Source organism: Gemmatimonadota bacterium (assembly GCA_040388535.1).
Classification (GTDB): Bacteria; Gemmatimonadota; Gemmatimonadetes; order Gemmatimonadales; family GWC2-71-9; genus Palsa-1233.
The window spans coordinates 114,863-129,477 of the sequence record JAZKBR010000007.1 but is presented as its reverse complement, the minus strand read 5'-3'; the positions used below and the strand labels follow the sequence as shown (position 1 = coordinate 129,477).

Annotated in this window: 11 protein-coding genes; 5 read left to right on the top strand and 6 right to left on the bottom strand. The window is 66.5% G+C overall.

Annotation, left to right across the window (positions count from 1 at the left end; genetic code table 11):
• Positions 1-25: 25 nt before the first annotated feature.
• The 5 genes from V4558_14005 to V4558_13985 all read right to left on the bottom strand — a co-directional run bounded on the left by V4558_14005 (position 26) and on the right by V4558_13985 (position 7,247).
• Positions 26-1,570 (bottom strand): phospholipid carrier-dependent glycosyltransferase, encoded by a 1,545-nt coding sequence (locus V4558_14005; GenBank protein ID MES2306619.1) that lies wholly within the window; start codon positions 1,568-1,570, stop codon positions 26-28.
• On the bottom strand, positions 1,567-2,316 hold the full coding sequence (locus tag V4558_14000) for a PEP-CTERM sorting domain-containing protein (GenBank protein ID MES2306618.1): 750 nt from the start codon (positions 2,314-2,316) through the stop codon (positions 1,567-1,569). The genes V4558_14005 and V4558_14000 overlap by 4 nt, the downstream gene beginning before the upstream one ends.
• A 220-nt stretch (positions 2,317-2,536) precedes the next feature.
• The gene (gene thrC, locus V4558_13995) at positions 2,537-3,823 is read right to left on the bottom strand and encodes a threonine synthase (GenBank protein ID MES2306617.1); all 1,287 of its coding nucleotides are present in this window, start codon (positions 3,821-3,823) and stop codon (positions 2,537-2,539) included.
• On the bottom strand, positions 3,820-4,740 hold the full coding sequence (locus V4558_13990; GenBank protein MES2306616.1) for a homoserine kinase: 921 nt from the start codon (positions 4,738-4,740) through the stop codon (positions 3,820-3,822). Before V4558_13990 ends, thrC begins: the two co-directional genes overlap by 4 nt.
• Positions 4,740-7,247 carry an aspartate kinase gene (locus V4558_13985; protein ID MES2306615.1) on the bottom strand — a complete coding sequence of 836 codons (2,508 nt, stop codon included), beginning with the start codon at positions 7,245-7,247 and terminating at the stop codon, positions 4,740-4,742. The genes V4558_13990 and V4558_13985 overlap by 1 nt, the downstream gene beginning before the upstream one ends.
• A 61-nt stretch (positions 7,248-7,308) precedes the next feature.
• Between V4558_13985 and V4558_13980 the strand changes: the two genes are divergently transcribed.
• The 4 genes from V4558_13980 to V4558_13965 all read left to right on the top strand — a co-directional run bounded on the left by V4558_13980 (position 7,309) and on the right by V4558_13965 (position 11,334).
• Positions 7,309-8,394, top strand: coding sequence for an NAD(P) transhydrogenase subunit alpha (locus V4558_13980; GenBank protein MES2306614.1), 1,086 nt, complete (start codon positions 7,309-7,311; stop codon positions 8,392-8,394).
• A gap of 14 nt (positions 8,395-8,408) precedes the next feature.
• Complete coding sequence (locus tag V4558_13975; GenBank protein ID MES2306613.1) at positions 8,409-8,711, top strand: NAD(P) transhydrogenase subunit alpha; 303 nt, start codon at positions 8,409-8,411, stop codon at positions 8,709-8,711.
• The gene (locus V4558_13970; protein MES2306612.1) at positions 8,711-10,093 is read left to right on the top strand and encodes an NAD(P)(+) transhydrogenase (Re/Si-specific) subunit beta; all 1,383 of its coding nucleotides are present in this window, start codon (positions 8,711-8,713) and stop codon (positions 10,091-10,093) included. Before V4558_13975 ends, V4558_13970 begins: the two co-directional genes overlap by 1 nt.
• 347 nt (positions 10,094-10,440) lie before the next feature.
• Positions 10,441-11,334 carry a sigma-70 family RNA polymerase sigma factor gene (locus V4558_13965; protein MES2306611.1) on the top strand — a complete coding sequence of 298 codons (894 nt, stop codon included), beginning with the start codon at positions 10,441-10,443 and terminating at the stop codon, positions 11,332-11,334.
• Between the two features lie 72 nt (positions 11,335-11,406).
• Here the strand turns inward: V4558_13965 and acnA are convergent, their stop codons facing one another.
• Positions 11,407-14,178, bottom strand: a complete 2,772-nt coding sequence (gene acnA / locus V4558_13960) for an aconitate hydratase AcnA (GenBank protein MES2306610.1) — start codon at positions 14,176-14,178, stop codon at positions 11,407-11,409.
• A gap of 67 nt (positions 14,179-14,245) precedes the next feature.
• On the opposite strand from acnA, the gene V4558_13955 reads away from it, so the two are divergent.
• Positions 14,246-14,572: a DUF971 domain-containing protein gene (locus tag V4558_13955; GenBank protein ID MES2306609.1), complete on the top strand. Its 327-nt coding sequence runs from the start codon at positions 14,246-14,248 to the stop codon at positions 14,570-14,572.
• The last annotated feature ends 43 nt before the right edge of the window (positions 14,573-14,615 follow it).

Genomic DNA, 14,615 nt, shown 5'->3' with positions numbered 1-14,615 from the left:
GATACTCCTCCTTGCTGCCGGACCATCAACGGCGTCGCCAGATCTCCAGGCCACCGTCGGCAAACGCACGGTCGAATTTGTCGGCGAAACCGGCGCGCCGGGCGATGGCGCGGGACACCGCATCAGTACTGTCCTGCCCATCGACGATCACCCAGTCGACCTCGCGGTCGGGGGCGGCCAGGGCGGCCTGCCCGAGTTGCCAGGTCCAGTCGTAGATCCGGTCGCGGAGCGGAATCCTGGTACGGGGCGAGAGATTCACTGCCCCATCCACCAGTACCCGGCCGCCATCGTAGTGCTCGGCCAGCCAGTCAGAGGCCCGTTGCTGCCGCTGGTCGCCGTCGCGGATCGCGAGGCCCTCCCGCAGGGCGCCAGCGTTCGCCGGCCAATCCCGCGAAAAGAGCGATCCCTGCGCCAGCACGACCAACATACCAGCGAGGAGTGTGCCCCGGGCCCACTCTGGACGCCAATCAGCCGCCATGGCGAGGCCCATCGCGAGCATCGCGGCGAGTCCCGGCAGGAGCATCACCCCGTAGCGGACATTGAGAATTCCGGCCGGAGTCGTCCACGGCAGCGCGATGACGCTCTGGCCGCCCCAGAGGGCGAGGATGTTGAACGGGAGCGCCGTCATCAGCAGCAGCGCCGGAGCGTTGCGCCCGATGCGCCGGAACTGGAACGGCGTCGCGAGCAGCCCGAGGGTGGTCACGATCAGGCCCGACACGAGCGCGGTCGCGCCGAGGTAGTAGCCGATGGCGAGGAGCGGGGCACCCTTGGTCGGTAGCAGTCCGCGGGCCGCGAGAGCGGCCTGCTGCGCCTGTGCCGACCAGATGCCGCGCTGGAACTCGAGCGGGTCGCCGAAGAAGGCGTAGTTGTATCCGAACCAGAGCGCCGCCATCAACGCACTCGGCAACGCGAAGCGCAGCGTGTCAGCGAACCAGCGACGCTGGCTGCGCCATGAAAGCCAGGTCACGACCGGCACCGCCATCGCGACGAAGAACCAGCCGTCGTAGCGGCTCCCGACGGCGAGCGCTGCGAGCAGGCCGGCGGTCAGCAATGTCTGCGGTTTGCCGCTGTCGTTCCAGCGATCGATAGCCACGACGGCGGTGGTGATGAAAGCCAGGAGCACCGGTTCCGTCATCGCGGTGGTCTGGAGGTAGAGCAGGGAAGGATTCAGCAACACCAGCGCGGTGCTGATCCAGGCGAGTGGGAGCGAGCCGGTGCGCCGCACGAGGAGGTCGTGCACGCTCGCGACGATCGCGACATATGCGAGCAAGCCCACGACGCCACCGGCCATGCCACTCTGCCACCAGCTGTCGATGAGCGTGAACGGCAACAGTAGCAGATGCGGAATCGGCAGCCAGACGGTGCCCAGCATCTGGATTCCCGGCGTGGTGGAATCGACGATGCGCCGTGCGATATCGAGATGCGCCTGCGAGTCCCAGAAGGCGAAGACGAGATGGTATTCATGTGACCACCACTGCGCCAGCAACCCGACCACGAACGCGACGAGGCCGGCCTGAAAGGCCGGCCTCGTGGTGATCCGGTGGCTACCGGCCGATGGCGACGCGGTCACTCTGGAGACGTTGCCTCACGGCGGCGACGTCGGCGCAGTGCCCCGGCGAGGCCGGCGAGCCCGCTGCCAAGCAGTGTCAGCGTGGCCGGCTCGGGCACGACGTCGGTCGGCACGCCGACGGTCTCGTTATCGAGCGCGAAGATCGAGTTGTCAAAGTCCCAGTCGCTGTGCTGATAGGTCACGTCTTCGAAGCCGAAGAGGCTCTTGCCGGCGGTGTTCGGCACGAAGCCCTGGCCACCATTCCCCGGCACGCCGTCGGGGAAAGCCTGCGGCGAGAAATAGGCGAGATGCGCGAGCCCGTCGCTGTTACGCGCCGGATCACCGGAGAAGAACCAGTTGAAGCCGTCTCCCTGATCGACCTGCAGCGCGAAGATGATCTCGGTGCCGATGGTCCAGGCAAACTGGCTGACAGCCGGATTATTCAGGTTGTCGTTGTTGCTGACGCCGTACGGCTTGGTGAAGAGCGACGTGCCGGTGAGGCTGCCGCACGCCACCCACCAGAAACAGTTGTTGGTGAGGTTCTGCGCATACTGCGCGGTCGTCATCGCCCAGATGGTGTGACCGAAGACCGTGGTCCCTTCCCATCCGTAATACGTCGCCGTGATCTGGTCGCCTGTGGCGATGATGCCGCCGGAGAGGCCGAAGTTGCTCGAGAATGCCTTGGGTGGGTCATCGGCGCGCAGCGGAGCCGCAGCGAGCGAGCCAAGAAGTGCCAGCAGAGCGATTGAGCGCAACGGATTTCGCATACTTCCCTCGGGTTCGGCGCCGGAAGAGGTCACCGATTGCTCGCTAATAATAGCAAAGCCGGTGCCCACCACCCCAGGAAAACGTAAGTTGTTGCCCTGACTTGCTTTGGGGCAAAGGTGTTGCTTTCAAGCCACCATCTACCGTGGCGGAGTGTCGCGTCGCCACGCCGGAATCAAGTCCACCTGTGGTGGTGAGGCAACGATTTCGTCGTGTATTTCCTCAGGGTGAGGCCTCGAGGACACGGCGGACCGCTTCAGTCGTGGCCGAGATGCGAATCGGAGCGTTGGCCCAGACCGGTGGTGGCGACTCCTCCTGGTGCATCCGCTGGAGGATCCCCGGGTCCTTGAGAATGTGCCCGGTGAGCACCGCCGCGACCCGCTCGCCGGCGCCAATCACGCCTCGGCGGCGCAGGCTGCGGACCCCGGCGAGCGACGCTGCGCTCGCAGGTTCGCAGCCGACCCCGGCCCGATCAATGGCCGCCTTCGCCTCGAGAATCTCCTCGTCACTCACACTCAACACGCAGCCATTGGAGTTCTGGATCGCTCGCACGCCACGGCCGTATGATGCCGGCGCACCAATCTTGATCGCGGTGGCAATCGTGTGCGCCTCGACCGACTCGAGTCGATCGAAGCCGCGATCGAACGCCGCCGCGAACGGCGCCGCACCCGCGGCCTGCACCGAGGCGAGGCGCGGACGTCGGGTGATCAGCCCCCACGCCATCGCTTCGTCGAGCGCCTTTCCGAATGCCGCCGTGTTGCCGAGGTTCCCGGCCGGCAACACGATCCAGTCGGGTGGCTCCCAGTCGTATTGCTGCAGCAATTCGAGGACGATGGTCTTCTGTCCCTCGAGCCGGAACGGGTTGATCGAGTTGAGCAGGTAGACGCCCAGCTCATCGGCCGCGGCCTGCACCAGGCGCAGGCAGGCATCGAAGTCGCCATCGACCAGCAGCGTGCGCGCGCCGTAAGCCAGCGTCTGAGTGAGCTTGCCCAGTGCGACCTGACCATCGGGAATGAAGACCAGCCCCGGAATCCCGGCGTGCGCCGCATATGATGCCAGTGCAGCGGAGGTGTTGCCGGTGCTCGCACAGGCGACGGCGGTCGCGCCGATTCGCTTCGCCTGAGTGACCCCCACAGTCATCCCGCGATCCTTGAACGAGCCGGTCGGATTATGCCCTTCGTGCTTGAAGTGCAGCGCCTCGACGCCGGCGAATGCACTCAGGCTCTTCCGCTGCAGCAGCGGGGTATTCCCCTCGGGATGCGACACCGCCACATCCACTGCCGTGGGCAGGACCACCTCGCCGAAGCGCCAGACTCCGGAGGCACTCCGCGAAGGGCGGGCACAGCAGGCATCGGCAAACGACGTCCGCAGGGCCTCTCCCTGCAGTAGCGGCGTCCGATGCACAATTGCCAGCAGCCCGCCGCACGCCGGACAGCGAGGTGCCGCATCGAGTTCGTCGAGTTCGTGCGCGCAGTCGTCGCAACGCTGCCAGCTCAGTCGTTCAGTCACCAGACCCGTGCTCCATCGTTGTCCACTGTCGTCACGCGTACCGTTGCAGTGACTCCCGCGGCGGCATATGCGGCCCTCATCGCGCTCGCGACGGCGGCGCCGATCCTCTCACCATCGACGAGCGCGAAGGCGGTTGGCCCGGCACCACTGATCGAGCAGCCGAGTGCACCGGCCGCGAGTGCGGCGGCCTTCGCGGCGAGAAATCCCGGCAGCAGTGGCGCGCGTGCCGGCTCGGCGATTTTGTCGTCGAGCGCGCGCCCGAGCATGGCGAGATCACCCAATGCTGCGCCCATCACCATCGCAGCGATGTTGGCGGCCTGCTGCAGCGCGGTGGCCCGCGAGACGTCCGCCGGCAACACCGCGCGCGCATCGCGTGTGCGCAACCGTTGATCGGGATGCGCGAGCACTACTCGCAATTGCGAAGGGAGCGGTACTCGAATGAAATCCATCGGCTCGAGGCTGCGCACCAGCACGAGCCCACCCAGCAGGCTCGGCGCGAGGTTGTCGGCATGGCGACCCGCCACGGTGCTCTCCGCAACGAGGGCACACTCCAGCAGCGCCGCGCTGTCGAGACCGGCGTCGGCAAGGAAGTTCGCGGCCACCGCGCCGGCCACGGCCGATGCGGCACTGCCACCCTGGCCCCCTGAGAGCGGCAACCCCTTGTGCACTCGCAGCTCCACGCCGCGCGTGATCCCGGCACGTGTGAAGACCGCCTGTGCCGCAATCGCGGCGGTGTTCTTCGCGGCGGCCGAAGGCAAATCAGGATGACCGGCATCGAGCACCGTGATACCGGTTGCGTCACTCCAGGTGAGCGTCACTTCATCGCCAGCACCGGCCACCGCGAGGCCGAGGATGTCGAGTCCGGGTCCGACATTGCCCACCGAACCCGGTGCGTACGCTGTCGCACTCGTGCGCATCAGATCGACGCCAGCGTGAGGAGGTCGGCCAGCACGCCGGTAGCAGTCCCCTCGGGACCTGCGCCGTGCCCGGTGATCACCAACGGTGATTCGTGATAACGATCGGACGAGATCACCAGCTGATTCGCCGAACCAACGAGCTGCGCGAGCGGATGGCTCCGCGGCATTTCCCGCAATTGTACACTCACCGCTCGCGGCGTCACCCGTGCGACAAAGCGGAGCGAGCGGTCCTTCGCCCGCGCCGCCTCCGCCCTCGCGCGCCACCACGGGTCATCCTTGGGGAGTGCGGCGAGCCACGCCTCGCGGGAGAGTCGCGCGCCACCGCGCACGAGTGAATCGATCGCGATATCGCCCACATCAAGTGTTTGCCCGAGCATCCGTGCGAGGATGATCGCCTTGCGCCCCACATCGATGCCGCCGAGATCGTCGCGCGGATCGGGCTCGGTATATCCCTCGCGCAGTGCGCGATAGACCACTTCCGAGAAGGGCTCGCCAGCATCGAGGCCGCTGAGTACGACGCCGAGTGTGCCCGAGAGCGAACCCTCGAGCGAGCGAATCCTGTCGCCGGTCGCGATCAGTTGCTCGACGGCAAGAATGATCGGCGTTCCCGCACCAACAGTCGCTTCGTGGCGGAGTCGACCACCGCCACGGGCCAGCGCCTCACGGAGCCGGGCTGTTTTCGCCCACGGCCCCGCAATCGGCTTCTTGTTCGCGAGGACGATGTCCCAGCCTGCTTCGGCGGCCGTCGTGAGCAGCGCGGCAGTGTCGTCGGCGGTGCAGTCGATCACGATCGGCCGCACCAGCGCGCGCTGCGTGAGCTGAGCGATGATCTCGTGCGGCGTTCCCCTGGTGGCGCCTTCCATCGAGGCGAGCTGTTTGTGCTCTCCCTTGGCGGCCTCGATCTGCTTGAGCGTGCGCGTGCTCATCCCCGCGCCATCGATGAGGGCACCACTCCGGTCCACCACCGCGACGATCCGCACCGTGGTGAACTTCTCCGGGGTCCGGGTCAGCAGTCGCAGCACGGCACGTCCCACGGTCCCGGCGCCGAGCAGGATCACATCACAGCCGGTGCGCCGATGCGACTGTCCGCCGCCAAGCTTGCCCAGCTGGAACGCCGCGTGAATCCGGCGCAACCCCTCCGAGACCTGCGCCTCGTCGACCACCACGGAGATGTTCTGCTCGCCCGAGCCCTGCGCGATCGCCACCACGTTGACGCCGCCATCGGCGAGCGCATCGAACACTCGCGCCGCAATCCCGGGATGTCCGGCCATGCCGAGTCCGACCACCGCGATGATCGCGATGCGGGCCCGCAATTCGACCCCGTCGAGTTCACCCTGCGCAATCTCGGCGCGGAAGGCGTGACGCAGCACCGACACCGCCTGCTTCGCGGCATCGGCCGGCACGGTGAAGTCGATGGTGTATTCCGACGACGCCTGCGCGATCAGCGACACGGAGATCCCGGCCGCCTGGAGGGCGCCGAAGGTCCGCGCCGCCATGCCGGGCACGCCGAGAATACCGGTGCCGCTCACCGTGACCAGCGCCTGTTCCCGTACGGCCGACAGCGAGCGCACCGGGGAGCGATGGCTGTCGCGGCGCGTCGAGATCTCGGTTCCCGCCGCAGTCGGATCTCCGAAGGGGCGCAGGAAGAGCGGGATGTTGGTGTCGGCCAGCGGCAGCAACGCCCGCGGATGCAGCACCTTGGCGCCGTAGTACGCCAGCTCGGCCGCTTCGCGCACGTGAACGTGCGGTAGGAGGCGCGCATCGGGCACCACGCGCGGGTCGGCCGTAAGCAGGCCGGGCACATCCTTCCAGAGAGTGACGCTCTCGGCATCGAGCGCGCGGCCGAGCATCGTCGCCGTCAGATCGGAACCACCGCGGCCGAGCGTCGTGGTGCCACCATCGGGAGCGCGGCCAAGAAAACCGGGCACGACTACTGTCGCGCCGCGCTTGAGCAGCGGCAGCAGCACCGTGCGAGCGGCGGCACGCGTGGCGACGAGATTGGGCGTGCCGCCGCCGTAGGGACCATCGGTGATGATCACATCCGACGGTTCGACCAAGGCAACCTTCTCTCCCTTTGCCTCCAGCGCCGCAGCGACGAGCCGCGCCGAGAGTCGCTCACCGCGGGCGACGACGTGATCGCGGACCCGTGGCGACGCTTCACGCAACACCGCGAGCGAACGGGCCAGCGCTTCGAGTTCATCGCTGGTGGCATCGATGACATCACGCAGGGCACGCCGGTCGGCGGTGGGCAGCAATCCCGACACCACCGCGCGGTGATTGGCGCGAAATGCGGCGACCGCGGCGAGTGCGCCACTCTCATTGCCTGCGGTGGCCTGGCTCAGCACGTCGAGGAGTTGCTCGGTCACTCCCGCGAGGGCGGAGAGGACGATGACGCGCGGGGAAGAGCGGGAGCGGATGATCTCCACGGCGCCACGAATGGCAGCGGCATCGGCAAGTGAGGCGCCGCCAAATTTGTGGATACCGGGACGTCGAGGTGCGGGAGGCATGCGGGCACGGTACCATTACCCGTGGTGAAAGTCCACGGACCACCAATGGAGCCGCCAGCCGATGCGTATTGGAGTGCTGAAGGAGACCGCCGCCCGCGAGAGTCGCGTGGCCCTTGTCCCGGATGCCGTCGCCCGTCTCATCAAGGCCGGAGACAGTGTCGTCGTCGAGCGAGGTGCCGGTGCCGGCGCCTTCTTTCCCGATGAGGCCTACACGGCCGCCGGTGCCGAACTCGCCGATGCAGCCACGGTGGGGCAGAGCGAATTGATCTGCGCGGTGCAGTGCCCGGTCGGCTCCGTAATTCGCGACGGAGCGGTGGTGCTCGCCCTCACGACGGGCGACAGTGCGGCGGCCGTGGCGGCGCTCAACGCCCGGCAGGTCACCATTCTGGCTCTCGAGAAGGTGCCGCGGATCACCCGCGCACAATCGATGGACGTCCTCTCGTCGCAGGCCACGGTCGCGGGCTATCGTGCCGCCCTCATCGGCGCTGCGGCGCTGCCGCGATTCCTCCCGATGCTCACCACCGCCGCCGGATCGCTGACACCCGCCAAGGCGCTGGTACTCGGCGCCGGTGTCGCCGGGCTGCAGGCGATTGCGACCGCCCGCCGGCTCGGTGCTGTGGTCACCGGTTTCGACGTCCGCGCAGCGGCGGCCGAACAGGTGCTCTCCCTTGGCGCGAAGTTCCTCGCCCCCGAGGCGATCGCCGGCGATGCCGAAACGGCCGGCGGCTATGCCAAGGAACTGGCCGAAGAGCAGCAGAAGAAGGTGATCGAAGCGGTCGACGGTGCGGCTGCCCAGTCCGACCTGGTGATCTCGACGGCCGCGATCCCCGGCCGCGCCGCGCCACGCCTCATCCTCCGCGCCACGGTCGAGAAGATGAAGCCGGGCTCGGTGATCGTGGATGTCGCGGCCGAGACCGGCGGCAACTGCGAACTCACCGTGCCGGGCGAAACGGTGGTTCACCATGGTGTGACGATCATCGGTACTCTCAATCTGCCGAGTGCGATGCCGCAGCACGCCTCGCAGATGTTTGCGCGGAACGTGCAGACCCTGATCGAGCACCTTCGCAAGGATGGCAAGCTGCAGGTCGATCTCTCCGACGAAATCACCGGCGCGATGTGCATCGCGCACGCCGGCGCCACCCGCTGATCCCGAGGCTCGAAATGAATGCGACAGTCGTGATTCAGCTCTACGTGTTCGTGCTCGCCGGCTTCGTGGGATATATGGTGATCTCGCGCGTGCCGCCGCTGCTGCACACGCCACTGATGTCTGCCACCAACGCCATCTCCGGCATTTCGCTCGTTGGCTCACTGGTGGCGGCCGGCTCTGGTGACCACCGCATCAGCAACATCCTGGGTTGCCTCGCCGTGGCCTGCGCGATGATCAACGTGGTGGGCGGCTTCATCATCACGGACCGGATGCTCAAGCTCTTCAAGCGAGCAGACAAGTCGGCGGAGGCGAAGTAATGCGCGACCTGTTTACGCAAGGCACCTACTTCGCCGCCTCGATCTTCTTCATCCTCGGTCTCCGGTCGCTGGCCCATCCGGATCGTGCCCGGTCGGGAATGAACCAGGCCGCCATCGGCATGCTGCTCGCCGTCATCGGCACTCTCTTCGTGCAGGAGATCGTCACCTACCAGTGGATTGTGGCCGGCGTCATCATCGGCACCGTCATCGGCATCCCGCTCGGCACCCGCGTCAAGATGACCGGCATGCCGCAGGTGGTCGCGATCTCCCACGCATTCGGGGCACTCGCCGCGACGCTCGTCGGCGTCAATGAATGGATCATCCACGACTTCGGCGCGCAGATCTCCTCGGGCACCATGGCCGCCCTCGGCTTCGAGACTCTCTTCGGCGCGCTCACCGTTACCGGCTCGGTGATGGCGTGGGGCAAGCTGCAGGAAGTCCTGCCCGGCAAGCCGATCACCTGGCCGGGCCAGAATGTGATGAACCTGAGCCTGCTGGCCGGCACGGTTGGTCTCTTCGGCTGGCTGGTCTGGAATCCGGCGAACCCGCTGGCCTTCTGGTTGATGCTCGGGCTCTCGTTCTGCATCGGCATCCTCATGGTGCTGCCGATCGGCGGCGCCGATATGCCGGTGGTGGTCTCGCTGCTCAACTCCTACGCGGGCCTCGCGGCGGCGGCCACCGGCTTCGCGATCGGCAACAACGTGCTGATCATCACCGGTGCCCTCAACGGTGCGAGCGGCTTCCTGCTCTCGATGCTGATGTCGAAGGCGATGAACCGTTCGCTCACCAATGTGCTGTTCGGAGCATTCGGTGGTGCCCCGGCGGCTGTCGGCGCCGGCACCGAGGGGCTCTCCGTCCGCGCGACGACTGCTGAAGATGTCGCGGTCCAGCTCGCCTATGCCCGCAGCGTGATCGTGATTCCGGGATATGGACTCGCGGTGGCCCAGGCGCAGCACGTGGTGCGCGAGCTGGCCGAGCTGATCGAGAAGCATGGTGGAGAAGTGAAGTACGCGATCCACCCGGTCGCCGGACGAATGCCCGGCCACATGAACGTGATCCTGGCCGAGGCGAATGTGCCGTATGATCGGCTGTACGACATGGATGAGATCAACGACCAGTTCGACCAGTGCGACGTGGCACTGGTGGTCGGGGCCAATGACGTGGTGAACCCGGCCGCCCGGACCGACCCCTCCTCACCGATCTACGGGATGCCGATCCTTAATGCAGACCGGGCACGCAGTATCCTGGTCCTCAAGCGGGGGATGAGTGCGGGTTTCGCCGGGATCGAGAACGAGCTCTTCTACGATCCCAAGACCGCGATGCTCTTCGGAGACGCCAAGGCTTCGCTCACCAAGCTGGTGGCCGAAATCAAGGCGCTCTGACCCGCCGCTGACGGCCAACCCCGTGGTGGGGTGTGACTTAATCTGCGCCCCGCGCGTCATACTTCTGACGGCGGGGCGCACCCTTTTACGCATGAAAGGGATGAGTGCCCGGCGACGTTGAGGAACCAGCGGGGCAGTGAAGGCGTACTGTTAGCAGGCAGGGTCCGGTGTTTCACGGATGAGAGCACTGCCTAACCGTATGTTTCACAACATCTTGCAATTGTAGTTGCGCAACGCGTCGATTTTTGTTATTTTAGCTCGATTTTGTTGACATAATCCCGCGACGGGGGGTCGGTGCTTGGGGCGCCGAACTCGCCAGGGCGGGTCTGAAGGAATAGGAGTACGCAGTGACCATTCGTGCCCGCGGGAAGCGGCGGTCCCTCCGTCCGGCGCAGATTGCCCGGGCGGTGGACGAGGGACGTGAGAGTCTCGATCTGTACCTCGACGAGATCTCGCGGGTCCCCCTGCTGAACCGTGAAGAAGAGATGGACCTGGCGCGAAAGGCGTTCAATGGCGATGTGCTGGCCCAGGAGCGGCTGGCGCGTCACAATGTTCGCTTCGTCGTTTCAGTCGCCAAGAAGTTCCAGAATCGTGGTGTTCCGCTGGTCGATCTCATCGGCGAGGGCAACCTCGGCCTGATGACGGCTGCCCGCAAGTTCGATCCGGATCGCGGCGTGAAGTTCATTTCCTACGCCGTCTGGTGGATCCGTCAGGCGGTGCAGGCAGCAATCGCGCGTCACGGCCGCCCGGTCCGGGTACCGCTCAACCGTACTGCCGACCTCTCGCGCCTCGGCAAGACCACCACGCTTCTCAAGGAGAAGCTGGGTCGGATGCCGACCACCGAAGAGCTCGCCCGCGCCACCGGCCTCACCGAAGAAGCGGTGCGCTCGCTCTCGTCGCTCAACACCGAGGCCGTGCGCCTCGACCATCCGACCCGTGAGGGCGATGGTAACGAGCGGATGGAGCGGTTCGCGCTGGCCGAGCAGGAAGGGACCGACGCCCACACGATGGCGAGCTCGCAGAGCGCCGACATCGAGACCGCGCTCGACTCGCTCCCGCCGCGTGACGCCAAGGTGCTCCGGCTCTACTTCGGCCTCGACGATGGCCAGCCGCGCACCCTCGAGGAGATCGGCCGGATGATGGGCGTCACCCGCGAGCGGATCCGTCAGCTCCGCGACCGCGCCCTCGTCCGCCTGCGTGAAGGCGAGACCGGCGAAAAGCTCAAGGATCTCGTCGCGTAACTCCGGCGCTGCCTCACAAACAGAAAGCCCCCGCCAATCGGCGGGGGCTTTCTCGTTTCGGAGCGCCGCGAACTACGCCTTCGCGAACATCCGCAGCACGCGAGGGAGAATCCCGCCGTGGCGGAGATATTCGAGTTCCACCGGCGAGTTGAGCCGCACGATGGCCGGGAAGGTCGTGCTCTTTCCGGTAGCGCTATCCGTCGCGGTCACGGTGACCTTGCCACCGGGCACCAGCCCGCTGGCAATGCCGCTGATGCCGATCACTTCCTTCCCGGTGAGTCCGAGTGATTCCGCGTTCTTGCCCGCCTCGAACGCCAGCGGCAGCACGCCCATCCCAACCAGGTTGCTGCGGTGAATTCGCTCGTAGCTCTCGGCGATCACGGCCTTCACGCCCAGCAGGGTGGTGCCCTTGGCGGCCCAGTCACGCGAAGAGCCGGTGCCGTATTCCTTGCCCACCAGCAGCACCAGCGGCGTGCTGTCGGCGATGTACTTCATCGCGGCATCGTAGATGCTCATCACTTCGCCGCTCGGAATGTGCAGCGTCCAGTTTCCTTCCTTCTCCGGCGTCAGGCGGTTCTTGATCCGCACGTTGCCGAAGGTGCCCCGCATCATCACTTCGTGATTGCCGCGGCGCGCACCGAAGGTGTTCCAGTCGGGCTGCTCCACGCCGTGCTCGATCAGGTAACGCGCCGCCGGCCCGTTCTTCGGGATCGCACCGGCCGGCGAAATGTGGTCGGTGGTGACCGAGTCGCCGAGAATCGCGAGCACCCGTGCGCCCGAGATATCGGTGAGATCGTGCTCGTCCTTCGCCATATCGATGAAGAACGGCGGCTCCTGCACGTACGTCGACTTGCGGTCCCACGCGAAGCGTGAGCCACCCGGCACGTTCAGGTCCTGCCACTCCTGGTCGCCCTTGAAGACGTTGCCGTACTGATGCCGGAAGAGATCGGGCCCGACGGCCGCCGACATCGCATCGGCAATCTCCTTCGGTGAAGGCCAGATATCGCGCAGGAATACCGGCGTACCGTCATCGCCAATGCCGAGCGGCTCCTTGTCGAGGTCGACATTCACCCGGCCGATCAGCGCAAACGCCACCACCAGCATCGGTGACATCAGGTAGTTCGCGCGCACCTGCGGATGAACCCGCGCCTCGAAGTTGCGGTTGCCCGAGAGCACCGACGCGGCCACGAGCGAGTGATCTTCGATCGCCTTCGCCACCGCCTCCGGCAGCGGGCCGCTGTTGCCGATGCAGGTGGTGCAGCCATAGCCCACGGTCTGGAAGCCGAGCTGGTCGAGCGAGTCGGAGAGCTTCGCCTTGTCGAGGTAATCGGTGACCACGCGCGAGCCCGGCGCGAGGGAACTCTTCACCCAGGGCCGCGTCCGCAGCCCCTTGGCAATCGCCTTCTTCGCGAGCAACCCCGCGCCGATCATCACGCTCGGGTTCGAGGTGTTGGTGCAGCTCGTAATGGCGGCAATAACCACCGAGCCGTCGTGGAGCTCGTGCGTCTCGCCGTTGATGTCGCAGCTGTAGCGGAGCAGCGGTTCCGGCGTGGTGGCCACCGCGCCACCCTCGTTGCTCCAGCGCGAGAGTGCCGCTGCCGCCTGCGCGCGACGCTGCTCGGGCACGGTCGGCTGCATCAGCCCTGGCAGCGAGGTTGCGAAGTTGCGCTCGAGTTCGGTGAGCTTGACCAGGTCCTGTGGCCGCTTCGGTCCCGCCACGCTCGGCACGACGGTGCCGAGATCGAGCTCGAGCACGGCGTTGTACATCGGATCGGGCGTGTCGTTGGTGCGGAAAAGGCGCTGCGCCTTGCAGAAGTCTTCAACCAGCTTCACCGCTGCTTCGTCGCGCCCGGTACGCTCGAGATACTTGAGCGTCTCGGCGTCCACCGGGAAAAAGCCCATCGTGGCGCCGTATTCCGGGGCCATGTTCGCGATCGTCGCGCGATCGGCGAGCGGGAGTTCCGAGAGCCCCGGTCCGAAGAACTCGACGAACTTGTCGACGACGCCCTGCTTGCGGAGAATCTGCGTCACCGTCAGCACCAGGTCGGTCGCGGTGCAGCCGGCGGGAATGGTGCCGGTGAGCTTCATCCCGATCACTTCGGGCACCACCATGAAATATGGCTGGCCGAGCATCACCGCTTCGGCTTCGATGCCGCCCACTCCCCAGCCCATCACGCCGAGGCCGTTGATCATCGTCGTGTGCGAGTCGGTGCCGACCACCGTGTCGGGATAGGCGGTGAGGGCGCCGTACTGATCGCGCAGCTGGATGCAGGGCGAGAGATATTCGAGGTTGACCTGGTGCACGATGCCGGTGCCCGGCGGCACCACCCGGAAATTCTCGAAGGCGCGCTGCGCGAACTTCAGCAACTGATAACGCTCGGCGTTTCGTTCGAATTCCAGCGCGACATTGAGCTTGAAGGCTTCGGCGCTGCCATAATGGTCGACCTGCACCGAGTGATCGATTACCAGGTCGCAGGGGACCACCGGGTTGATCCGCTCGGGATCGCCGCCCATCCGGGCCGTCGCGTCGCGCATCGCGGCGAGGTCGACCACACAGGGCACGCCGGTGAAGTCCTGGAGCACCACGCGGGCGGGCATATAGGGGATCTCGCCCTGGCCGGCCCGAGCCGGTGTCCACGCGGCGAGCGTCTTCACGTGCTCTTCGGTGACGAAGCCCCGCCCCACGTGCCGCAGGGCATTCTCAAGCATCACCCGGATGGAAAAGGGGAGGGAATCGAGTCTGGCCAACCCGGCCTTTTCGAGTGCCTCGATGGAGTGAATGACCGCGGACCCTTCCTTGGTGGCGAGGGTAGCGCGCGCATTGAACGGATCAGGATGGCTCATGGCAGGCCCCATATGGGCTAAGATTCCAAAGCGAGCCCATAAACTAACCGCGTCGGGAGCGTTGCTGATGGCTGGAGATGTGGTCCCGAAGGCGATTCGTCGGCGCGGCGACCGGATCGAGTTCGACTGGGATGGGGTGGGGCACGTGGGGAGCTTCGGGATGCGGGCGCTCCGCCTCGCCTGCCCCTGCGCCGCCTGTGTCGAGGAGATGACCGGACGGCCGATTCTCGACCCCGATTCCGTCCCCTTCGATGTCCACGCCGACGGGCTGGAACTGGTGGGGGCCTACGGCATCCGAATCCGCTGGAACGACGGCCACAGCACCGGGATCTACACCTTCCGGGGGTTGCTCGAGGCCTGCCCCTGCCCGGTCTGTCGCCCTGAGGTGGGGTGACCCCTTGGCCCGGGTGCCATCGACCGCTACCGTTTCTCCGGCA